At 71.0% G+C, this 22,010-nt stretch carries 15 protein-coding genes; 7 read left to right on the forward strand and 8 right to left on the reverse strand.

Annotated elements, in window-relative coordinates; genetic code table 11:
- Positions 1 to 6: 6 nt before the first annotated feature.
- Together G6045_RS02140 and G6045_RS02145 are read left to right on the forward strand one after the other, a co-directional pair.
- Entirely contained in the window at positions 7 to 3,135 is a 3,129-nt protein-coding gene (locus G6045_RS02140; RefSeq protein WP_408056289.1) for a type I polyketide synthase, read from the forward strand.
- 128 nt (positions 3,136 to 3,263) lie between these two features.
- Positions 3,264 to 6,530 carry a non-ribosomal peptide synthetase gene (locus tag G6045_RS02145; protein WP_165330039.1) on the forward strand — a complete coding sequence of 1,089 codons (3,267 nt, stop codon included), beginning with the start codon at positions 3,264 to 3,266 and terminating at the stop codon, positions 6,528 to 6,530.
- A gap of 134 nt (positions 6,531 to 6,664) precedes the next feature.
- Here G6045_RS02145 and G6045_RS02150 read toward each other — a convergent pair whose 3' ends face one another.
- The 3 genes from G6045_RS02150 to G6045_RS02160 form a co-directional block, all read right to left on the reverse strand.
- Positions 6,665 to 7,426: a thioesterase II family protein gene (locus tag G6045_RS02150; RefSeq protein ID WP_165330006.1), complete on the reverse strand. Its 762-nt coding sequence runs from the start codon at positions 7,424 to 7,426 to the stop codon at positions 6,665 to 6,667.
- A 68-nt stretch (positions 7,427 to 7,494) separates the two neighbouring features.
- Positions 7,495 to 8,997 carry an FAD-dependent monooxygenase gene (locus tag G6045_RS02155; RefSeq protein ID WP_165330007.1) on the reverse strand — a complete coding sequence of 501 codons (1,503 nt, stop codon included), beginning with the start codon at positions 8,995 to 8,997 and terminating at the stop codon, positions 7,495 to 7,497.
- Positions 8,998 to 9,169: 172 nt separating this feature from the next.
- On the reverse strand, positions 9,170 to 9,577 hold the full coding sequence (locus G6045_RS02160; RefSeq protein ID WP_165330008.1) for a hypothetical protein: 408 nt from the start codon (positions 9,575 to 9,577) through the stop codon (positions 9,170 to 9,172).
- A 313-nt stretch (positions 9,578 to 9,890) separates the two neighbouring features.
- Between G6045_RS02160 and G6045_RS02165 the strand changes: the two genes are divergently transcribed.
- The 4 genes from G6045_RS02165 (at position 9,891) to G6045_RS02180 (ending at position 14,963) form a co-directional block, all read left to right on the forward strand.
- Positions 9,891 to 11,468, forward strand: coding sequence for an acyl-CoA carboxylase subunit beta (locus tag G6045_RS02165; protein ID WP_165330009.1), 1,578 nt, complete (start codon positions 9,891 to 9,893; stop codon positions 11,466 to 11,468).
- A gap of 20 nt (positions 11,469 to 11,488) precedes the next feature.
- Positions 11,489 to 13,432 carry a 2-oxoacid:acceptor oxidoreductase subunit alpha gene (locus G6045_RS02170; RefSeq protein WP_235967434.1) on the forward strand — a complete coding sequence of 648 codons (1,944 nt, stop codon included), beginning with the start codon at positions 11,489 to 11,491 and terminating at the stop codon, positions 13,430 to 13,432.
- Positions 13,422 to 14,474, forward strand: coding sequence for a 2-oxoacid:ferredoxin oxidoreductase subunit beta (locus G6045_RS02175; protein ID WP_165330010.1), 1,053 nt, complete (start codon positions 13,422 to 13,424; stop codon positions 14,472 to 14,474). Before G6045_RS02170 ends, G6045_RS02175 begins: the two co-directional genes overlap by 11 nt.
- 303 nt (positions 14,475 to 14,777) lie before the next feature.
- A complete protein-coding gene (locus G6045_RS02180) occupies positions 14,778 to 14,963 on the forward strand; it encodes a hypothetical protein (protein ID WP_165330011.1) in 186 nt (61 codons plus the stop codon).
- Positions 14,964 to 15,025: 62 nt separating this feature from the next.
- Here G6045_RS02180 and G6045_RS02185 read toward each other — a convergent pair whose 3' ends face one another.
- Positions 15,026 to 16,294 carry an aminotransferase-like domain-containing protein gene (locus tag G6045_RS02185; RefSeq protein WP_328707626.1) on the reverse strand — a complete coding sequence of 423 codons (1,269 nt, stop codon included), beginning with the start codon at positions 16,292 to 16,294 and terminating at the stop codon, positions 15,026 to 15,028.
- 497 nt (positions 16,295 to 16,791) lie between these two features.
- Here G6045_RS02185 and G6045_RS02190 point away from each other — a divergent pair, with 497 nt between their 5' ends.
- Positions 16,792 to 17,556 carry a MarR family transcriptional regulator gene (locus G6045_RS02190; RefSeq protein ID WP_165330012.1) on the forward strand — a complete coding sequence of 255 codons (765 nt, stop codon included), beginning with the start codon at positions 16,792 to 16,794 and terminating at the stop codon, positions 17,554 to 17,556.
- A 29-nt stretch (positions 17,557 to 17,585) separates the two neighbouring features.
- Here the strand turns inward: G6045_RS02190 and G6045_RS02195 are convergent, their stop codons facing one another.
- From G6045_RS02195 to G6045_RS02210, 4 genes are read right to left on the reverse strand one after another with little or no spacing between them, the layout of a single operon-like run.
- A complete protein-coding gene (locus G6045_RS02195) occupies positions 17,586 to 18,665 on the reverse strand; it encodes a class I SAM-dependent methyltransferase (protein WP_165330013.1) in 1,080 nt (359 codons plus the stop codon).
- 26 nt (positions 18,666 to 18,691) lie between these two features.
- Complete coding sequence (locus tag G6045_RS02200; RefSeq protein ID WP_165330014.1) at positions 18,692 to 19,438, reverse strand: hypothetical protein; 747 nt, start codon at positions 19,436 to 19,438, stop codon at positions 18,692 to 18,694.
- Entirely contained in the window at positions 19,435 to 20,730 is a 1,296-nt protein-coding gene (locus G6045_RS02205; RefSeq protein ID WP_165330015.1) for an MFS transporter, read from the reverse strand. Before G6045_RS02205 ends, G6045_RS02200 begins: the two co-directional genes overlap by 4 nt.
- The gene (locus tag G6045_RS02210) at positions 20,727 to 21,998 is read right to left on the reverse strand and encodes a cupin domain-containing protein (RefSeq protein ID WP_165330016.1); all 1,272 of its coding nucleotides are present in this window, start codon (positions 21,996 to 21,998) and stop codon (positions 20,727 to 20,729) included. Before G6045_RS02210 ends, G6045_RS02205 begins: the two co-directional genes overlap by 4 nt.
- Between the last annotated feature and the right edge of the window lie 12 nt (positions 21,999 to 22,010).

The following is a 22,010-nucleotide window of genomic DNA, read 5'->3' on the forward strand; positions in this document are numbered from 1 at the left end:
GGCGATGTGACCGGCCCGGCCGGACGTACGGCGGGCGGGAGCGACGACCGGATCCAGCGGGCCCTGCGCACCCTGCTCGAGGAGCGTGACCGTCTGCGGCAGGAGAACGAGCAGCTGACGGCCCGCCGCCACGAGCCGATCGCCGTGGTCTCCATGGCCTGCCGCTACCCCGGCGGCGTGAGCTCGCCCGAGGACCTGTGGAAGCTGGTGCGCGAAGGCCGCGACGTCATGGGCGACTTCCCGACGGACCGCGGCTGGCGCGACGTGTACGACGCCGACCCGGACACCCGGGGCACCGCGTACACCCGCCAGGGCGGCTTCCTGGACGATGTCGCGGGCTTCGACGCGGAGTTCTTCCACCTCAGCCCGCGCGAGGCGCTGGCTGTCGACCCGCACCACCGGCTGCTCCTCGAGACGTCCTGGGAGGTCTTCGAGCGCGCCGGCATCGTCCCGGCGAAGGTGCGCGGCGAGGAGATCGGCGTCTTCACCGGGGTGAGCTCGACCGAGTACGGCTGGCGCTTCCTGGAGGGCGGCGACAAGGACCTCGAGGGCTACCTCCTGTACGGCAGCTCCCTGAGCGTGGCCTCCGGCCGGGTCGCGTACGAACTCGGCCTGACCGGGCCCGCGGTGTCGGTGGACACGGCGTGCTCCTCCTCGCTCGTGGCCCTGCACCAAGCCGTACAGGCGCTGCGCTCGGGGGAGTGCTCGATGGCGCTGGCCGGCGGTGCGCTGGTGATGGCGACGCCCGCGATGTTCGTGGAGTTCTCCCGCCAGCGCGCCCTGTCGCCCGACGGGCGCTGCAAGGCGTTCGCGGACGGGGCCGACGGGACCGGCTGGGCGGAGGGAGTGGGCGTCCTGCTCCTGGAGCGGCTCTCGGACGCGCGGCGCAACGGCCACCCGGTCCTCGCCGTCGTCCGCGGATCGGCCGTCAACCAGGACGGCGCCAGCAACGGACTGACCGCACCCAACGGCCGCGCCCAGGAGAAGGTGATCCGCAAGGCGCTCGCCGACGCAGGGCTCACGCCGGCCGACGTGGACCTGGTCGAGGCGCACGGGACCGGCACCAAGCTGGGCGACCCCATCGAGGCGACCGCGCTCCTTGCGACGTACGGGCAGGGCCGCGCCGAGGACAGCCCCGTATGGCTGGGATCCTTGAAGTCCAACCTCGGCCACACCATGGCCGCGGCCGGCGTCGGCGGCGTCATCAAGACCGTCATGGCGATGCGCCACGGCCATCTGCCGAAAACGCTGCACGTGGGCGAGGTCTCGCGGCACGTCGACTGGTCCTCGGGCGCCGTCGAGGTCCTCGCCGAAGGCCGCGAGTGGCCCCGCGGACAGGGCCCGCGCAGGGCCGCTGTCTCCTCGTTCGGCGTCAGCGGCACCAATGCGCACGTCGTCCTCGAGGAAGCCCCGCGAGAGGAAGCCCCGCACCAGGGGCGGCCCGACACCGAACCCACCGCCGCCGCGGGCGGGGTGGTGCCCTGGGTGCTGTCCGCCAAGAGCGCCAAGGCCGTCCAGGAACAGGCGGCGAGGCTGGCGGAGTTCGTCGCCGCCGACCCCGGCCTGGACGTCGCCGACGTGGGCCACTCGCTGGTGACGAGCCGCTCCACGTTCGAGCACCGCGCGGTGGTCCTCGGCCGCGGGCGCGAGGAGTTGACCGCCGGGCTCCAAGCGCTCGGCCTCGGTACGGAGTCCGCCTCGGTGGTGCGGGGCGCGGCCGGCAAGCTCGGCCCCGTGGCCTTCGTATTCCCGGGCCAGGGCTCGCAGTGGGCCGGAATGGGGCGTGAACTGTACGACGCCTTCCCGGTGTTCGCGCAGAGCCTCGACGCGTGCGCGGCCGCCCTGTCCGAGTGGGTGGACTGGTCCCTGCTCGACGTGATCCGTGGGGTACCGGGCGCACCGGGCCTCGACCGGGTCGACGTCGTACAGCCCGCGCTGTTCTCGGTGATGGTGGCCACGGCCGCCCTGTGGCGTTCCTTCGGTGTCGAACCGTCCGCGGTGGTGGGCCACAGTCAGGGCGAGATCGCGGCCGCCCACGTCTGCGGCGCGCTGTCGCTGCGGGAGGCCGCCAAGGTCGTGGCGCGGCGCAGCCAGGCCCTGACGGGACTCATCGGCCACGGCTCGATGGCGTCGGTGGCCGAGCCACTGGACGTGGTCGAGGCGAAGCTGGCCCCGTTCGGCGACCGCATCAGTGTCGCCGTCGTCAACGGCCCCCGCTCCGTGGTGGTGTCCGGTGAGCCGGACGCCCTGGACGAGTTCGTGGCCGCGCTGAAGGCCGACGGCTCCCAGGCCTCGCGGATCAAGGTCGAGTACGCCTCGCACTCGCAGCACGTCGACCGGGTACGCGACGACGTGCTCGCCGCGGTGGGCGACCTCGCCCCGGTCACCTCGCGCCTGCCGTTCTACTCGACCCTGCACGGCGCGCTCTTCGACACCGCGGGCCTGGACGGCGCCTACTGGTACACGAACCTGCGCGAGAGGGTCCGGTTCGAATCCTCAGTACGGCACATGGCCGAGGACGGCTACCGGGTGTTCATCGAGATGAGCCCGCACCCCGTGCTCACCATGCCGGTGCAGGACACCGTCGAGAGTGTCGTGGGGGACGCCGGGGGTTCGCTGGTGCTGTCCTCGACGCGGCGCGGCCGCGCCGAGACGGAAGCCCTGCTCGGTTCGCTGTCGGCGCTCCATGCCGCGGGCGGCTCCGTGGACTTCACGGCGCTGCTCGGCGAGCGACGGCGTGTGGACCTTCCCACGTACGCGTTCCAACGGCGCCGCTACTGGCTCAGCTCCGCGCAGGCGCCCGTACCGGAGGCGGAAGCAGCCGTTCCGCAGGTGCCCGTGCAGGAGGACGTCCCTCTGTCGCGGCGGATCGCCACGCTGACCGGCCAGGACGCGCGGGCCCTGGCGCTCGATCACGTCCTCACAAAGGTCGCCGTCGTCCTGGGCCACTCCAGCAGTGAATCGGTCGGCGCCGACCAGGAGTTCAAGGACCTCGGCTTCGACTCCTTGCTGTCCGTGGAGCTCAGCAAGCGCCTGGCCGCGTCGACCGGAATCAAGCTGAAGCCGAACGTGGTGCTGCGTCACCCGTCACCGCGGCTGATCGCCGAGCACATCGTGACCTGCTCGGCCACCTAGCTCCACGCCGCTCGCCGTCTCGCCGGCGGGACATCCCAAGGTCTCGCCGGCGGGACACCGCAAGCCCGCCGGCGCAGTGTCCCGCCGGACCTCAAGGTGTGTTGAACGGCCCCTCACCGCCCATGACCATGGGCGTGGGGCTCTGCTCATTTCGCCCGCAACCAGGCTTTCTTGTCGAGGGGTTGATTCGTGTGCGTTCGTTCGGCGCGTCGTCTGCGCATAAGGGCATGTGGCGGGCGCAGGAGATGGCTCCTGACACCCCGAACCACGCGCTGACCATGTGGGACGTGGACGGTGAGCTGAACATGGAGCTCATCCGGTCCGCGCTCCTGCGCGTGATGGGCGAGGCGGAGGTGCTGCGCGTCAACTTCGTCGAACGGGACGGCGCCTTGCGCCTGGTCCCTCGCGAACTCGGCGACTGGGGGCCCTTCTTCCTCGACCTCGGCTCCGAGCCCGACCCCGAGCAGGCGGCCCGCGACGCCATGGCCGACCTGGTCCGGGAGCCCTTCGACCTGACGAAGGACCTGCTGTTCCGCCTCGGCGTGGTCCGCCTGGGCGAGAGCCGCTCCCTGCTCGTCATCGCCTACCACCACCTGATCTCCGACGGCTTCGGCGCGGGCGGTCTGCTCTCCAAGCGACTCGCCGAGGTGTACACGGCGCTCGTCCGCGGCGAGGCCGTGCCCGAACTCGCGCACCCCTGGGACGCCGAGTCGTTCGCGAACGAAGCCACGCAGTACCTGGCCTCGGCGAAGTTCGCCGAGGACTCGGAGTTCTGGCGCGGCTATCTCAAGGACGCGCCGCCGCCCGCCCAGATCCCGCGGGTCGCCCTGTCCGACGCCCAGCGCGCCGAACTGTCCGAACCGCTCTCCAGCGCCGACCAGTGGTCGGAAGTGGCCGAGACGATCGGCATGGTGAGCCGCACGCTGACCGTGCCGCGCGCCGAGGCCGACACCTGGACGCAGACCGCCCAGTCCCTGGGCCTGTGGATGTCGCAGCTCCTGACCGCGGCCACCGCGGCCTACCTGCGCCACCGCTGCGAGCGCCCGGAGTTCCTGCTTTCGCTCGCCGTCGGCAACCGCGTCGGCGTGGCGAGCAGGACCCCCGGCCTCGCGGTGAACGTGGTGCCGGTGCGTGCCCGGATCGGCCTGGACGCGACGTTCGCCGACACCGCCGAGGCGCTGGTGGACGAGACGTACGAGATCTTCGACCACACCGCCTGCCACTACTCCGACATCCAGCGGGCGGCCGGCACCACGCTGAGCGGCCGCGGCAGTTACGGTGCCGTCGTCAACGTCGTGGAGTTCGTCGACCAGCTGCACTTCGGCGACAGCCCGGCGCGCTACGCGGGCGCCACGACCGGCACCTTCGAGGAACTGTCCATCGGCGTCTACACCGACGGCAGTCCCGACAGCGACCTGTTCATCCGGCTCGACGCCCCCTCCCGCCTCTACCACCGGGCCGAACTCCGTTTCATCGGGGAGGAGTTGATCGCCTGCATCCGCGCCGCGGTCGCCGAGCCCGGCCGGACGGTCGGCGCCTTCGACCTCTTGGGCGGCGCCGAGCGCGAGAAGGTTCTCGCGGTCTCGCGTGGCATTGAGGTACCGCCGGCGGGCCTGACCGCTCCGCAGTTGTTCGCCCGGCAGGTTGAGCAGCACCCCGATGCCGTCGCCCTGGTCGACGGGGACACCACCCTGACCTACCGCGAACTGGACGAGAAGGCCGGCCGGATAGCCGGGGCGCTGAGCGGCCGGGGCATCGGCCCCGACCGTGTCGTGGCGCTCGCCCTGCCCCGCTCGGCGGACCTCGCCGTCGCACTGCTCGGCGTCGTGAAGGCAGGCGCGGCGTATCTCCCCGTCGACGCGTCGGCCCCCGCGGAACGCATCGGCGCACAGCTCGGCGAGACCGCCGTGTCCGCCCTGCTCACCGACACGGCCACGGCGGCACGGCTGGGCGACGGCCTGGGGGACTCGGCGCTGCTCCTCACCGATCTCCTCGCACAGGACGCCGCGCCCAGCACCTCCCTCGCACCCCACCCGGACAGCCTGCTGGCCGTCCTGAACGACGCGACCGCCGCCACGGCGCAGCCCTTCGGCGTCACCCACCGCAACCTCGAACGCTTCCTCGCGGACGCCAACTGGCGCGAGGCCGCCGCCGGCACGGTGCTGTGGCACACCCCGCACACCTCCGACGCCCTCGCCTTCGAGTTCTGGGCGCCGCTGCTCAGCGGCGGCCGCGTGGTCCTGGCCCCCGCCGGCGAACTCGGCGGCGACGGCCTGGACCGAGCCCGCCAGGAGCACGGCATCACCGCGCTGTGGCTGCCCGCCGCCCAGTTCTCCACGATCGCCGCCGAGCGGCCCGCGTCCTTCGCCGGGCTGCGCGAGGTGTGGACCGGCGGCGACCGGGTGTCCGCGGCCGCGCTGCGCAGGGTCCGGGAAGCCTGCCCCGAACTGACCATCGTCCACGGCCACGGGCTGACCGCCGCCACCGTGTTCGCCGCCTGCCACCGGCTCGCGGCGGACGAACCGGTGCGGCACGCGGGCACGGTCGGCCGCCCGATGGACAACACGGCCCTGTACGTCCTCGGCCCCGGCCTGTCCCCGGTCCCCGTCGGGGTGACCGGCGAGCTGTACGTGGCCGGCCTCGGCGTGGTGCGCGGCCACCCCGGACGGCCCGGCGCCACCGCGCAGCGCTTCGTGGCCTGCCCGTTCGGCCCGGCCGGTTCGGTCATGTACCGCACCGGCGACCGGGTGCGCTGGGGCAGTGACGGACGCCTCGAGTACGTCGCGCGGGCCGACGCGCACGCCGATGTCCGTGGCGTACGCGTCGAACTCGGCGAGGTCGAGGAAGTGCTGAGCGAGCACAGCGGCATCGCCCAGTGCGCCGTCGTGGTCAAGGAGGACGGCCAGGGACAGCAGCGCCTGGTGGCGTACGTGGTGGCATCGGCCGGTACGTCGCTGTCGGCCGACGAACTGCGCAGGTTCGCCGCCGGCTGGCTGCCGGAGTCCATGGTGCCGTCGGTGTTCACGGTGCTCGACCGGCTGCCGGTGACCGCGGCGGGCCGCCTCGACCGGGCGGCGCTGCCGGCCCCGGCGCTCGACGACGACGCCTACCGTGCGCCGCGCAACGACCGGGAACGCAAGCTGGCCGAAGCCTTCGCCGACGTACTGGAGCTGGACCGGGTCGGTATCGACGACGACTTCTTCGACCTCGGCGGCAACTCGCTGCGCGCCATCCGGCTGGTCGGCCTGATCCGGTCGGAGCTGGGTCAGGAGGTCTCCATCCGGCGCCTGTTCGCGGCGCGCACCATCACCGGCCTGTCGGACATGTGGAAGGACCTCGGCCAGTCAAGCAGGCCGAGCCTGCGCCGCCGTACGAAGGAGGGCGCGGTCCTCTGACCGCGCCGGACGTGGGGTCACGGGCTTCGCGGAACCTGTGACCCCACGCAAGGTCGAAGCGCCCCTGCACAGCACAGAGCCCGGCGACAACTTCGGTCGCCGGGCTCACGTATGCCGGAGTACGTCGGGTGCTGTCAGCCCGCGGCCGCCCCCGCGAGCAGCCCGTCGGTGACCGCCGCGGCGACCTTCTCCAGGTGGTCGAAGAGGTAGAAGTGGCCGCCGGGAAAGACGCCGAGGGCGAAGTCGCCAGTCGTGTACCGCTGCCAGGTCCGGGCGTCCTCGACCGTCGTCATCGGGTCGCTGTCCCCGGTCAGGGCGGTCACCGGCACGCCGATCGGCTCGCCCCCGCCCCATTCGTACGCGCCGAGCAGCCGGTAGTCGGCCCGCAGCGCCGGCATCACCAGCTCCAGGAGATCGGGGTCCTCCAGCATGGCCTGGTCGGTTCCGCCGAGGCGGAGCACGTCATCGAGGACCGCCTTGTCGTCGAACTTCTCGTACGCGGCGTCACGGTGCTCTGGCCCGCCCCGGCCCGAGAGGAACAGCCGTTCAGGGGCGGGCAGCCGGCGTTCGGCGGTCAGGATCCGTGCGGTCTCGAACGCGACGAGCGCGCCCATGCTGTGACCGAAGAAGGCGTAGGGCCGGCCGGGGTCGGCCGCCAGTTCACGGGTCAACTCCGCGGCCAGGGCGGTCACGAGCGGGTCGAGAGCGGCGAACGGCTCCTCGCGGAAGCGGTCCTGGCGCCCCGGGTACTGCACCGCCAGCACGTCGAAGGCGCTCGGCAGGTGGTGCGCCAGTTCCTTGAACGCCGTGGCCGAGCCACCGGCATGCGGGAAGCACACGAGCCGCGGCCCGCCGCCCGTGGACTTGGTGAAGCGTCGAAACCACGTGCTGTTCACGTGCGATGTCCCTTCGTCGGTGGCCGTCGTCGCGCGCCTCGTACGCGCCCCTCGTCGCCTGATGCCGCTCAGCCCTGCAGGGCCGGCCCGCACCACGTCGTGAGCGCGCTGCGCAGTGCCGGCAGGTCGGGCGCGGCGTCCTCGGCGGTCGCCCAGGCGACATGGCCGTCGGGCCGTACGAGCAGCGCGGCCGGAGGGGGGATGTCGCCGACGGCCGGCACGTTCCACAAGTCCTGTCCGCTGCTCGCCTCGACGAAGTCGACGCGGTCGGACCAGCCCTTGGCGACCAGCGCCAGATCGGTGTCGTCCCGCAACGCGAGCAGCACGGGCCGCCCCGAGTGCAGCAGTTCGTAGACGCGCTCGGCGTCCTCGGTGTCGTCGAGCCAGGCGTCCGGGACGCGGCGGCCCACGAGCGGATGGTCACCGTCGATCGGGTACCGGATGTCGAGCGCCGTCAGAAGATGGCGCAGATACCGGTTGACGTCGTCGAACACGATCAGAGAGCCGAACACCTCACGCAGCGCGTCGGTCTGCGGCCCCGGCCGCACCAGCGCCGACTGCGCCCGGGTGTTGGCAAGGACGCGTTCCGCGACGGGATGGCGTTCCGCGTGGTAGCTGTCGAGGAGCGCCGGTGGTGCCTGGCCGCGCACCACCGCGGCCAGTTTCCAGCCGAGGTTGACCGCGTCCTGCACGCCCATGTTCAGGCCCTGCCCGCCGGCGGGGAAGTGGATGTGGGCCGCGTCGCCCGCGAGCAGCACCCGGCCGGCCACGTAACGGTCGGCCTGCCGTGCCGCGTCGTTGAAGCGGGAGACCCAACGGGGGTTGCGCATACCGAAGTCGGTGCCGGCGACCCGGATCATCGACTCCCGCAACTGCTCGAAGGTGACCTCCTCGTCGCGGTCCACGACCCGGTCGAACTCGGAGGTGATCACCCGGTGCCAGCCGGGCTGGAAGGCGATCGCCGAGTAGTCGCCGCCGGGCGTGCGGCGCACCCACACGTAGTCCTCGGGCAGCTCGGGCAGTTCGACGTCACCGATCAGCGCCGTCATCGTCGCCTCGGTGCCGGGGAAGCCGATACCGGCCAGCTTGCGCACGGCGCTCCGGCCGCCGTCGCAGCCCACCAGGTAGCGGGCCGTGAGCGTCGGACCCGTGGCTGCGGGACTGCGTGTCTCGACGGTCACGCTGTCCTCGTCCTGCGCGAGACCGCATATCTCGCTCGAGCGCAGCACTCGTACGCCGAGCTCGCCGGCCCACTCCTCCAGGATCCGCTCGATGTCGGACTGCAGGATCATCAGCGGGTACGGGTGGCGGGACTCCGACTCGTCGAAGTCGAGGTAGAGGCCCGCGAAGTGACCGACCGGCTGCAGATCGCCCTCGGCGAGGAACCGGTCCACGATGCCGCGCTGGTCGAGGATCTCCAGGGTGCGGGAGTGGATCCCGCCGGCCCGCGATTCGCCCGAGCGCTGCGGCAGCCGCTCCAGCACCACCACGTCGACGCCCGCGAGCCGCAGCTCGCAGGCGAGCATCAGGCCCGTGGGCCCGGCGCCCGCGACGATCACATCGGTGTCCATACCGGTGTCTCCCACGTCGTTGCCCTTCAGTCGCCTCGCCCTGTCACGTCGTCAGCTCACGTTCACGCACGGGTATCGGTCGTTCAAGGCACTCAGGTGCCCGGACAGCCCGGCGCACGCCGGGCTGTCCGCAGCCGCCGACGGACGTCATGTCCCGCCGGCGGGACGGCTGTCAGGCAGCGTCGAGCGCCTGGGTGATCTTCTGGCTCATCGCGGTGAGCGTGGGCTGCGGTTCGCCCTTGCCGGTACGGGCGGAGGCTTCGACCGCGACCAGGACGGTGCCGCGGAAGTTCTCGGCCTCCTCGGGGACCTGCTCCTTGAGCAGTTCCATCGACCGCGTCAGCGCGGGCAGGACGCGGTCGGCGATCTCGGCGGCCGACTTGCCGCTCAGGTCACCGACCTGGCTCTTCTCCGCCAGGACATGACCGACCAGACCGGTCGCGGACGTCAGGGCGATGCTGCCCTGCGTAGCCACTTTGTGGGGCGAGTCGGCGCCGGCGGCGGCCGCCATCAGCGTGACCGCTCCGTACGCGGCATTGCGCAGCACGAGCTTGTCCTGGTCGTCGAGCGTGGGCGACATGAGGGCTCCTTGTCTTGCCGGGCGCACAGGTGGGCGAGGAAGCCCAGCGGACGCCCGTGGGGGATGGCATGCGGCCGGCGGGCGGTCGAGGACTCGGTGAGGCTCATCACCGATCCCGCCGGAGCTCACGCGGGCGAGCCTGCCAGGGGCGTCTCGACGCACACTCGCGTACGGCTCGAGCGGCGGTCGAGGCATGAGCCGTTGTCGTCCAAAGCTCGAACCGCCTTCTAGCCGCATGGCAGAAGCTGGCCGCCGGATCATCACGAGACCCATGCGCCATGCGGTCTTCACGACGACCGGAAGGGACCCTCCCATGACCGCCCTGGACGACGCTCCGGTCGGGCAGCAGCGCGGCACGGTCGATGAACTCGAGGCTGTCCGTGCCGCCATGCGGCGCGGTCCGAGTGACCGGGCCACCCGGACGCAGCACGCCAAAGGCAAGCTCACCGCCCGCGAACGACTCCAACTCCTCTTCGACGACGGAAAGTTCACCGAGGTCGAGGGCCTGCGCAGACACCGGGCGAGCGGCTTCGGCCTGGAGGACCGGCGCCCGTACACCGACGGTGTGGTGACCGGCTGGGGCGAGGTGTTCGGCCGCCCCGTCTTCGCCTACGCCCATGACTTCAGGATCTTCGGCGGCTCCCTCGGCGAGGCGCACGCCGAGAAGATCCACAAGATCATGGACATGGCCTCCCGGGCCGGCGCACCGCTCGTGGGGCTGTGCGACGGCGCCGGCGCCCGCATCCAGGAAGGCGTGACCGCGCTGGCCGGCTACGGCGGGATCTTCCAGCGCAACGTCCGCAGCTCCGGGGTCATCCCGCAGATCAGCGTCATGCTGGGCCCCTGCGCGGGCGGCGCCGCCTACTCGCCCGCACTGACCGACTTCGTGTTCATGGTGCGGGGCACCGCCCAGATGTTCATCACCGGCCCCGATGTGGTGGAGGCCGTCACGGGTGAGCAGATCAGCCATGACGAACTGGGCGGAGCCCACGCCCACACCACGCTCTCCGGGGTCGCCGCGTTCGCCTACGACGACGAGGCGAGCTGCCTCGCGGACGTGCGCTATCTGCTCTCCTTCCTGCCCTCCAACAACCGCGAGCAGCCGCCCGCGGAGCCTTGCGCCGACCGGCCGGGCCGTCTCACCCCGGCGCTGCGCGAGCTGGTGCCGTCGGAACAGAAGCGTGCGTACGACATGCGCGCGGTCATCGCGGAGTGCGTCGACTCCGGTGCGTTCTTCGAGGTGCACGAGGCCTGGGCCCCGAACGTGGTGTGCGCCCTGGCCCGCCTCGACGGCCATGTCGTCGGCATCGTCGCCAACCAGCCCGTGGCCCTGGCCGGTGTCCTCGACATCAAGGGCAGCGAGAAGGCGGCCCGGTTCGTGCAGTTCTGCGACGCGTTCAACATCCCCCTGGTGACCCTGGTGGACGTACCGGGATTCCTGCCCGGCGTCGACCAGGAGCACGGAGGCATCATCCGGCACGGCGCGAAACTGCTCTACGCGTACTGCAACGCCACCGTTCCCCGCGTCTCGGTGATCCTGCGCAAGGCCTACGGCGGTGCGTACATCGTCATGGACTCGCGCTCCATAGGCTCGGACATCTCGCTGGCCTGGCCCGGCAACGAGATCGCGGTGATGGGCGCGGAGGGCGCCGCGGGTGTGGTCTTCCGGCGCGAGATCGCGGCCGCGGACGACCCCGAAGCCGCTCGCCGCCAGCACATCAAGGAGTACCGCGACCGGCTCATGCACCCCTACTACGCAGCCGAACGCGGCCTGGTGGACGACGTGATCGACCCTGCGGAGACCCGCGTCCGGCTCATCGACGCGCTCGCCGTGCTGCGCACCAAGTACGTGACGCAGCCTTCCCGCAAGCACGGGAACCAGCCCCAGTGACGACAGGAGCCGACACGCGCATGTCCGTGGAAACCCTTGCCTCCGCACCGACAGCGACAGAGCTGTCCGCCAAGACAGAGCAGCCCGTCAAGACAGAGCAGCCCGTCAAGGAAGTCCGTCGTCTGGACCGGGTGATCATCCGGTTCGCGGGCGACTCCGGCGACGGTATGCAGCTGACGGGTGACCGCTTCACCTCGGAGACGGCATCGTTCGGCAACGACCTTTCGACGCTGCCGAACTTCCCGGCCGAGATTCGTGCCCCTGCCGGCACGCTGCCGGGTGTGTCCAGCTTCCAGCTGCACTTCGCCGATCACGACATCCTCACCCCCGGTGATGCGCCGAGCGTGTTGGTGGCGATGAACCCGGCCGCGTTGAAGGCGAATATCGGTGATGTTCCGCGTGGTGCGGAGGTCATCGTGAACACCGATGAATTCACCAAGCGGGCGATGCAGAAGGTCGGTTACGACACCAACCCGCTGGACGACGGTTCGCTGGACGGCTATAGCGTGCATCCGGTGCCGCTGACGACGCTGACGGTCGAGGCGCTCAAGGAGTTCGACCTTTCGCGTAAGGACGCGGGCCGCAGTAAGAACATGTTCGCGCTCGGGCTGCTGTCGTGGATGTATCACCGTCCGACCGACGGCACCGAGACGTTTTTGAAGCAGAAGTTCGCCAAGAAGCCCGAGATCATGAAGGCGAATCTGGCGGCGTTCCGGGCGGGCTGGAACTTCGGTGAGACCACCGAGGACTTCGCGGTCTCCTATGAGGTGTTGCCGGCGGCGAAGGCGTTCCCGACGGGCACCTACCGCAATATTTCCGGGAACCTGGCGCTGTCCTACGGTCTGGTGGCGGCGGGCAAGCAGGCGGATCTGCCGCTGTACCTGGGCTCGTACCCGATCACGCCGGCCTCGGACATCCTGCACGAGCTGTCCAAGCACAAGAACTTCGGTGTGCGCACGTTCCAGGCCGAGGATGAGATCGCGGGTATCGGTGCGGCTTTGGGTGCGGCTTTCGGCGGCTCGCTGGCGGTGACCACCACGTCCGGTCCGGGTGTGGCGCTCAAGTCCGAGACCATCGGCCTGGCCGTCAGTCTCGAACTGCCGTTGTTGATCGTGGACATCCAGCGTGGTGGGCCGTCCACGGGGTTGCCGACGAAGACCGAGCAGGCCGATCTGCTGCAGGCGATGTACGGCCGTAACGGTGAGGCGCCGGTGCCGATCGTCGCGCCGCAGACCCCGGCCGACTGCTTCGACGCGGCGATCGAAGCGGCCCGGATCGCGCTGACCTACCGCACCCCCGTCTTCCTGCTGTCCGACGGTTATTTGGCGAACGGCTCGGAGCCGTGGCGGATCCCCGAGGTCGACGAACTCCCGGACCTGCGCACCCAGTTCGCCCAGGGCCCCAACCACACCCTGGACGACGGCACCGAAGTCTTCTGGCCCTACAAGCGCGACCCGGAGACCCTCGCCCGGCCGTGGGCGATCCCCGGCACCCCGGGTCTGGAGCACCGTATCGGCGGGATCGAGAAGCAGGACGGCACGGGCAACATCTCCTACGACCCGGCCAACCACGACTTCATGGTCCGCACCCGCCAAGCCAAGATCGACGGCATCCAAGTCCCCGACCTCGAAGTCGACGACCCCACCGGCGAAGCGAAACTGCTCGTGCTCGGCTGGGGCTCTACGTACGGCCCGATCACCGCTGCCGTACGGCGAGTGCGAGCCCAAGGCGGCCGAGTAGCCCAGGCGCACCTGCGCCATCTCAACCCCTTCCCACGCAACCTCGGCCGCGTACTGGGGGCGTATGACCGCGTGCTGATCCCGGAGATGAACCTCGGCCAGCTCGCGACCCTCATCCGCGCCCGGTACCTGACCGAGACCATGTCCTTCACCCAGGTCAACGGCATGCCCTTCAAAGCCGAGCAGCTCGCGACCGCCATCCAGGAGGCCGAGGATGCCCGCTGAGGCGCTGTCCCTGATACCCCGCTCCGAAGTACCGCTCGCCACCAAGGACTTCAAGTCCGATCAGGAAGTGCGCTGGTGCCCCGGCTGCGGTGACTACGCGGTGCTCGCCGCCGTGCAGGGCTTCATGCCCGAGCTCGGGCTCGCCAAGGAGAACATCGTCTTCGTCTCGGGCATCGGCTGCTCGAGCCGCTTCCCGTACTACATGAACACCTACGGGATGCACTCCATCCACGGACGCGCCCCCGCCATCGCCACCGGACTCGCCTCCTCCCGCCGGGACTTGAGCGTCTGGGTCGTCACCGGAGACGGCGACGCACTTTCCATCGGCGGCAACCACCTCATCCACGCCCTGCGCCGCAACGTGAACCTGAAGATCCTGCTGTTCAACAACCGGATCTACGGACTCACCAAGGGCCAGTACTCGCCCACCTCCGAAGTCGGCAAAATCACCAAGTCGACACCGATGGGCTCGCTCGACGCACCCTTCAACCCGGTGTCGCTTGCGATCGGCGCCGAGGCCAGCTTTGTCGCGCGGACGGTGGACTCCGACCGCAAGCACCTCACGTCGGTGCTGCGGGAGGCGGCCGCCCACCCGGGCACCGCGCTGGTGGAGATCTACCAGAACTGCAACATCTTCAACGACGGCGCCTTCGAGGTGTTGAAGGACAAGCAGCAGGCCGAAGAAGCCGTGATCCGCCTGGAACACGGCCAGCCGATCCGCTTCGGCGTCGACGGCGCCAAGGGCGTCGTACGGGACTCGCTGACCGGTGACCTCAAGGTCGTCGACGTCACCGAGGCCAACCAGTCGCAGATCCTGGTGCACGACGCGCACTCCGCGTCCCCCACCACCGCGTTCGCGCTCTCGCGCCTGGCCGACCCCGACACCCTGCACCACACCCCGATCGGCGTCTTCCGCTCCACCGACCGCCCGGTCTACGACACCCTCATGTCCGACCAACTCGACACCGCCATCGAGCAGTACGGCAAGGGCGACCTTGCCGTACTGCTCACGGGAAAGGACTCCTGGACCGTCGCCGGCTGAAGGCTGAGAAGCCCCTCCGCCGGTGCGGATGCCTTCTGCGGCCGACCCATGAGGCGCGCGCCGAGGGGTACGCGATGCCTGTCGCGCCGCAACGTCGGAGGGGGCGGCGGCCGCAGTGGGGTCGCCGGAGTCGATGACCGACAAGCGCGCCGAGCACCTGGACGAAGCGATGCTGCGGCGTCGACTCGCCGTGCGCTGCGCAGAGGGCACCCGCCCATGGAAGCGGCCCTGCGTCCCGCCGTTCTGGACATCGTGGAGCGCCAGTCCCTCGCGGTGGAGCAGGCGTAGTCCAGGCCGGTCCAGGTGTTGCGTGTCTCCGCGGTCGTGCTGGTGACCTGGCCCACCGTCGATCGGATCCTCAGTCAGGAGTATGGCCTCGGCGCCCTGTACCTGTGGATGATCCTGTCCACGATCTGGGCTGAACTGAGCATGCGCCGCCGGCGAAGGCGCCTCGGTGCGGTGCGCAGGAAGCTGGACGAGCATGTGTGACACGCCCGCGCGCGCCGGCCATCATGGCGCCCCCGCCGCTGCGCCCCCGCGGATGGGACGAGTCAGAGAGCAGACCGCAGCACCGCGGCGACCCGGCGCACGCCCTCGTGGATGCGTTCCGGGGTCGGGTAGCAGAACGAGAGCCGCATCTGGCGGGCGCCCGACCCGTCCGTGAAGAAGCCGCTGCCAGAGGCGTACGCCACCTGCGCGTCCAGTGCGCGGGGGAGCAGCGCCTTGGTGTCCACGCCCTCCGGCACCGTCACCCACACGAAGAAGCCGCCGTCCGGCACGGTCCATGTACAGCCGGGCGGCAGGTACTCCTCCAGGGCGGCCAGCATCGCGTCGCGGCGCCGGCGGTAGTTCTCCCGGAACACATCGATCTGGCCCTGCCAGTCATGCGAGGACAGATACCGGGAGACGATCAGCTGGTTCAGCGTGGGCGGGCACAGAATGGCCGACTCCATGGCCAGCGTCAGCTTCTCCCGTATCGCGGCGGGGGACAGGACCCAGCCGACCCGCAGACCGGGGGCGAACGTCTTCGAGAACGACCCGAGGTAGACGACGTTGTCCTGGTCGAGAGAGCGCAGCGCCGGGTAGGTCTGGCCGTCGAAGCCGAGCATGCCGTAGGGATTGTCCTCGACGACGAGCACGCCGTACGCCCGGCAGATCTCCACGATCTCGGCCCGCCGTTCGACGGCGAGCGTCACCCCGGACGGATTGTGGAAGTTCGGGATCGTGTACAGGAATTTGACGCGGCGCCCGGCCGCCTGCACCCGCCGAAGCGTCGTCCGCAGGCTCTCCGGCACCAAGCCGTGCTCGTCCATGGCCACGTGCGCGACCTGCGCCTGGTACGCGGCAAAGCACCCCAACGCGCCGACATACGACGGCCCTTCGGCCACCACCACGTCGCCCGGGTCGCAGAAGAGCCGGGTGATCAGGTCGAGACCCATCTGCGAGCCGACGCTCACCACGACGTCGTCGGGGTGAGCCGTGATGCCCTCCAGCTTCATCACGTCACAGATCTGTCCGCGCAGCTTCGGCAGGCCGTGCGCCGATGTGTACTGCAGCGCGCTCAGACCGTCCTGCGCGATGAGCCGGGCGGCCTCGGCGGCCAGCGCGTCGAGCGGCAGACCGGTGAGGTCCGGCAGACCGCCGGCCAGTGACACCACCTCCGGTCTGCTGACGACCGTGAACAGCGACCGGATTTCAGAACTTGTCAGACCCGCGGCGCGTACGGCGTACCGGTCCAGATAGGGATCCCATCCCGGCGGTGCGGGAGAGACCGGGGGACGGAGGTCGGGAGCGGGGGAACCGGTCACCGCGAGGGGCACGAGTACTCCTTCAGTCGCTTCAGTCGCTTCGGTCGCTGGAGGCGGACGGCGCGAAGCGCCGCAGCCCAAGGCGCAGGAGGAGTAGCCGATGCCGCGAGCGGCGCCGCACGAGCTGCACGATCGGGGCGTGGGACATGGCTCTCCAGCACGTTGCAGGCCGGGGTCTTGGCAGAGGATGGGAACGCCGGTGTACGAGCCACGATGGCCGACGGCGAACGAGAAATGCTTGAGATGGGACGGAGCATCGACGGACCGGAGGAACGGAAGTTTGGCGCCGTCCCGACGGTGAACCCCGTCCTGCGTCCCCACGACCACTGCGTTTCACTCAGCGGAAAAGCTACGTTGCGTTCGCCGCCTCGGTGTCGACTGAATCCAGCCAACTCTGCGGTCTGTATGTGGAGTTGCGTGTCGGTATCGATCTCTTCTGTTGCAATGAGATCGCGCGGCAGTTAGGTTACGGGCGCCCAGAACCCCACAGTCCGCCAAAGGAGTCCGTGATGCCGGGAGGCAGGCTGACCGGGCAGGAACGCGAGCAGATCGCACAGGGGCTGGCTGACGGCATCGCCTTCGCCGAGATCGGCCGCCGCCTCGGCCGCCCCACCTCGACCGTCACCCGTGAGGTCATGCGCAACGGCGGCGCCGCCGCCTACCGCGCGGACCTCGCCCACTGGGCGACCGAGCAGCGCGCCCGCCGTGGAAGGCAGGCCGTTTCGAGGGGAGCGACGACGGACGCGCCGCTGCCGCACGGGCGCGATCCCGGCGCGGTGCGCGCGTACGAGGATGTGTTCGCCACGGTCTTCATGGCGTCGGGCCTGCCCAGGATGACGGCCCGCGTGCTCGTCTGTCTTTACACCTCCGACGAGGGGGGCCTCAGTGCCGCCGAACTCGTCAGGCGTCTCGAGGTCGGTCGATCGTCCGTCTCCAAGGCGATCGCGTTCCTGGAGAGTCAGGGGCTCGTCCGACGTGAGCGCGGTGAACGCCGCCGCGAGCGCTACACCGTTGACAATGACGTCATGTACCAGTCCACGGTGGCCGGGGCCCACGCCACCGCCCGCTTGGCCGAGACCGCGCGTCAGGGAGTGGCCGTCTTCGGGCCCGGCACCCCGGCTGCCGCTCGTCTGGAGAACGTCGCCCGCTTCGTCGACTTCATCTCCGCAAGCATCATCCGCGCCGCGGAGCAGGGACGCGAACTCCTCCACGCGCCCCCGGCCGACAGCCCGCCGCCGACGCCGGGACGGACACCGGCGGCGCGGGGCACCTGACCATCGCGCGGGCCGGCCGGCGAGGGCACCTACGACCGTGCGCCCACGGGCGCCACGTCCCGCCAAGCGCCGTCGGCGACAGACCAGCGGCCGCTCTCGTACGTGACCAGCCCTGCCTCCTCCAGCACGGCGAGGGCGTCGGCGCACCGGATGTCCGGTGTCCCGAGGCGTTCCTCGACCGCCCCGACGGTGCCGGCCCCGAGGACGACCGCGCTGTAGACGGCGAGCCGGCCATCGTCCGCAAGGGCCGCGCCCCTCCGCTCCGCGGCCCGCGTGTCCGTGACCGGCGCAGATGCGGGCGCCGCGCCCAGTTGCACCACCTCGCGCGGCGGTGTCTCGCCCAGGGCCGTCAACTCCTCGCCGAAGGGCACCTTCCGGTCGCGCTCCCACCCCGCGCGCTTGCGCAGCAGCAGCAATCCGGTCTGACGGTGCTTGTGAGGTTCGCTCAACGCCAGCACGTCGAACTCCCCGTCCGGCACCGCGCTTTGGCGGCGCAGCTCCTGCAGCAGCGGAGTGGGGACGACACGGCAGGCGGACCGGCCGGAGCGGGCCCGCACCGTCGTCGCCAGATACGGCTCGTGCAGGACGACCATGCCGCCCGGCGCCACCCGCGGCCACAGCGCGGCGAGGAACCCGCAGTCGTCCGCCTGCGTACCGGCATCGAGCCACACCAGGTCCAGCGGCCCCCAGGCGGCGAGCTCCTGGTCCGACAGGTCGAAGAAGTCGCGCTCGATGAAAGTGAGCATGTCGGCGAGGCCGAGCGAGTCGGCCGCGTCGGCCACCCGGTGCGCGGACGTACCGGGCACAGAGATGTCGTCGACGACGAGGAGCCGCGGCGCGTAGTCGCCGAGCGCCGCGTACGGATGCAGGACGGAGACCCGTTCGGGATGCACCGCTTCCCCGCCGAAGAGGTCACGGTCCGCGACGGCCTCCGCCCGGGCATCGCGCAACCCGAGCAGCAGCTGGAGCGTGGAGGAGCCCGCCCCCACCTCGACCGTGGTGCGGGGGCGCAACATCCTGGCCAGCGCCCGCAGTACCGGACCGGCGTTCTCCGTTCCCATTCCGGGGCTGGTCAGGGCGCTGAGCGCCTCGTCGGCCGGATCGTGCACTAGTGCTCCCCTCTCGGCGCGGCCCGTCAGGCCGCAGCCTCCGGTCGACCGACGGCCCGCAGCGCACCGGCCGACACCAACTGGTCGGCCAGCCGCCGCAGTTGCGTAGGTAGACGGTCGCGAACGAGCCCTTCTTCATGTCCGGCCGCCTGCCACACCTGGAAGGCGGCCGCGCCGGTCCTGACGAAGTTTCCTGTCGGCGTGTGGGCGAGGACGTGGCCACCGTCCTTCTGCTCCACCGCCTCCACCCATGCCTCCTGGACCAGTGAACCGGCGTCCTGCGCCTGTTCGAGGTCCTCGGGCGACGGGCCACCGTGCAGCAGGCCGTAGCGCACCATGCCCACCAGGTGGTGATCGACCCTCGCCGGGTCCTGCCGCCACACCCGGCGTATCTCTGCCACCGTGCAGCCGCGCGCCAAGGTGTCACCGACATGCCCGGGCACCTCGACGAAGACGGCGGGGTCCGTGGAGAAGAGCACCGCGACCGGCCCGCCATCGGTCAGGAACGGCACGGGCGTGTGCCGCAGTCGGGCCGTGGAACGCAGACCCAGCCGGGTGTCGGGCGCCAGCAGCCGGGGCCACACCGCACGGTCGAACACCCGGGGGTCCGGTGGCGGGGTCAGATGCAGCACGGCCTCGTCGTACGGGGGTGACCAGGCGAACTCCCAGGCGAGCGGCAATGTGGCGCCCGTCTGGGCGCAGAACCTCGGGATGACCGGGTCGAGAGCGACACCGCCCCCGGACGTCGCCTTCTGCTGCCCGCCGCCCGTCATCGCAGTTCTCCCGACGCCGATGTCCCCGCGGGCACGGCCACAGCCCGAACCGAAGCCGCGTCGCCGGTCGACACCTGGGTGTGCAGCCATCCGGCCAGCCCGGCCAGGAAACCGATCGTCCCGCCGACGAGGATGCCCCAGCGGGCCCAGCCCGCCGGCGCGAAAGCGGCCAGAGCGAACCCGGCCGCCACCGCGGTCTGCAGCGTCGCCCCGTACGCGGCGCCCACCCGCCCCCGCACCTCCGGCGGGCAGTCGGCCATCACATGAGTGCGCAGCGCAACGTTCTGCACGGCGTTGGCCATGCCGCCGCACAGGAAGGCCGTCAGCATGACCGGCACGACGGGGAAGGCGCCCACCACCGCATGGGCCAGGCCGATCAGCCCGGCTGCCGCGACAGCGATCGTCGCGGTGCGGCACCGGCTCAGGCCGCTGCGCAGCAGAAGCGGTCCGACCACAAGACCGACGCTCCAGGTGGCCAGCAGCGTTCCGTAGAAGGCCGGACCGCCGGAGACGTCCCGGGTGAAGAACGGCAGCAGGACGTTGGTGACCGAGGTCGCCGCGACAGTGATCATGATCGTGGTGAGCATCATCCGGCGTGCCGTCCCCGCCCACAGCAGGGAGAGCCCAAGACGCAGCCCGCCGCGGGGCGGGGGCCCGGCTTCCTCGGTGCCGGTCCCCTTCACACCCGAGGGACGGGTACCGCCGGCGCGGGCGGCCACTGCCAGCCAGCCGCCGATCACCGGGACGGCCAGCAGGGCGAACGCGAAGGTGCCCGCGTCGACCACCAGCGCGAGGCCGGTGCCACCGTGCGCGGTCAACAGGCTCACCAGCAGCGGTCCTACGATGTATCCCGCGTTGCGTACCGACTCCATGAGGCCGTTCACCCGCAGCTGCGCGTCGGAGCCCGGGAACAGCAGGGGCACGAGCGCCATCACGCAGGTCTGGGCGACGGCCCCCAGCACACCGAGCACCAGCATCATGCTGATCAGCAGCACCGGAGTGTTCGCGAACACCGCGGCCGCCAGCGCCGTTGCGCACTCCAGGGCCAGCGTGACCCCGAGCACGACATCCAGTCGATAGCGGTCGCAGACGCGTCCGATGACGCCACCCAGAACAATGCCGGGCACGAGACCGGCGAGCATCTGAGCCGACACCACCGAGGTCAGACCGGTCTCCTCGGCGCCGCGCAACGCCAGCGCCACCAGCGCGACCTCGTCACCCACGGTGCTCACCAGCAAGGCGACGATCACCAGGAGCACCGCGGCCCGGCTCTGCCGTACGGGTGCGGTCACGGGGCCGGCTCCGCCTCGATGCCGATGGCACGCCATGACGCCAGCCTGAGCAGCACCGCATGCAGGAGAGGCACGGCCGCGGGATCCGCGGCGCTCTCCCAGTCGGCGAGTGCGAGGACACCGCCGTCGCCGAGCGTGGCCACGGCGTCCGCCACCTGAGGATGGTCGGTCACCTTCAGGGTGTGCCCCTGGGTCGCGACCGCGCGGCGGCCGTCGGCGAGCAGACGCTGGCGCACCTGGACATCGGCATGCTTACGGACCGTGGCCCGGCGCGGCACGGCGGCGAGCGGGCCCGCCGGCCGGCCGACCCCCAGGCCCGCAGACGTCACGGCACACATGTGGTGCTCCCACACGACGTCCGCGATCGCGTCCGACGACAACCCCGACAGCCTTGCCAAAGCGACTCGGGCCGCAGTGGGAAGACGGTCCGTCACGGCCCGCGCGGAGTCGTCCGTCGCCGGCGCACCGGTGCCCGCCTCCTCGCCCTCGGCCCGTGCGAGCAGCTCCCCGACCGCCTCCACGACAAGGGCGGCCGGATCGCTGCGGGTGAAGAACGCGATGTTGACGCTGACCGCCACACCGTCAGGGGCTTCGCCCACATGCAGCTGCTCGGGGGGGAAGTACGTCAGTGCCCCCGGCACACCCACCAGAACGTCGGCCAGTTCACGGGCCGCGCCGTAGTCCGCGGTGTGCTGGGGAACCTGCTCGGCACGCTCCGGCGGCCAGGTCAGCAGAGTCTTGCGGCCGCGCAGCGTGAAGCCGAAGTTGCCGGCGTGGTCCACGTGCACCCCCACGTTGGTGGAGGCGTAGCGGCCGATGAAGGTGTCGATGTCGACACGCCCCGCGAGCGGGCTCCCTGTGTACCGGTACACGTCGTCGGCCAGCCGTTTGGCCCGGTCCCACAGTTCGGCGTCGACCGCGTGCAGCCCGGAGACGGCGACGCTCCAGTCGTGATCCCGCATGCGCCGGTCCACCCGGGCGAGGTAGCCGTCCAAAGTCCGGTCCTCGGGCAGCGGAAGGAAGGGCCGTGTGTCGATCGGCTGGGTACGCCCGTCCACGCTCACCAGGATCCGGGGCAGGCCCGAACCCTTCGGCCGGGCGGCCGGATCGGCCGCCGTGGTCAGCGCCCGCATCAACTCCTCGTCACCGAGCTCCAGTTGGACGGGGGAAGAGGTCAGCGAGAGCGGCTGCCGCTCCCAGGTGCGGGAGGCGAACTCCTTCCAGAACCCGTCCAGTTCTGCCTCTGTCGCGGAGACCTGGTGGGACACGGCGAACTCCTG

The sequence above is a fragment of the Streptomyces mesophilus genome (assembly GCF_011044995.1).
Taxonomy (GTDB): Bacteria; Actinomycetota; Actinomycetes; order Streptomycetales; family Streptomycetaceae; genus Streptomyces; species Streptomyces mesophilus.

Bases quoted from the DNA above. Each gene is read 5' to 3' on its own strand.
- G6045_RS02145 (WP_165330039.1), top strand. From the start codon at position 3,264: ATGGGCGTGGGGCTCTGCTCATTTCGCCCGCAACCAGGCTTTCTTGTC.
- G6045_RS02155 (WP_165330007.1), bottom strand. From the start codon at position 8,997: ATGGACACCGATGTGATCGTCGCGGGCGCCGGGCCCACGGGCCTGATG.
- G6045_RS02160 (WP_165330008.1), bottom strand. From the start codon at position 9,577: ATGTCGCCCACGCTCGACGACCAGGACAAGCTCGTGCTGCGCAATGCC.
- G6045_RS02165 (WP_165330009.1), top strand. From the start codon at position 9,891: ATGACCGCCCTGGACGACGCTCCGGTCGGGCAGCAGCGCGGCACGGTC.
- G6045_RS02170 (WP_235967434.1), top strand. From the start codon at position 11,489: ATGTCCGTGGAAACCCTTGCCTCCGCACCGACAGCGACAGAGCTGTCC.
- G6045_RS02175 (WP_165330010.1), top strand. From the start codon at position 13,422: ATGCCCGCTGAGGCGCTGTCCCTGATACCCCGCTCCGAAGTACCGCTC.
- G6045_RS02190 (WP_165330012.1), top strand. From the start codon at position 16,792: ATGCCGGGAGGCAGGCTGACCGGGCAGGAACGCGAGCAGATCGCACAG.
- G6045_RS02200 (WP_165330014.1), bottom strand. From the start codon at position 19,438: ATGACGGGCGGCGGGCAGCAGAAGGCGACGTCCGGGGGCGGTGTCGCT.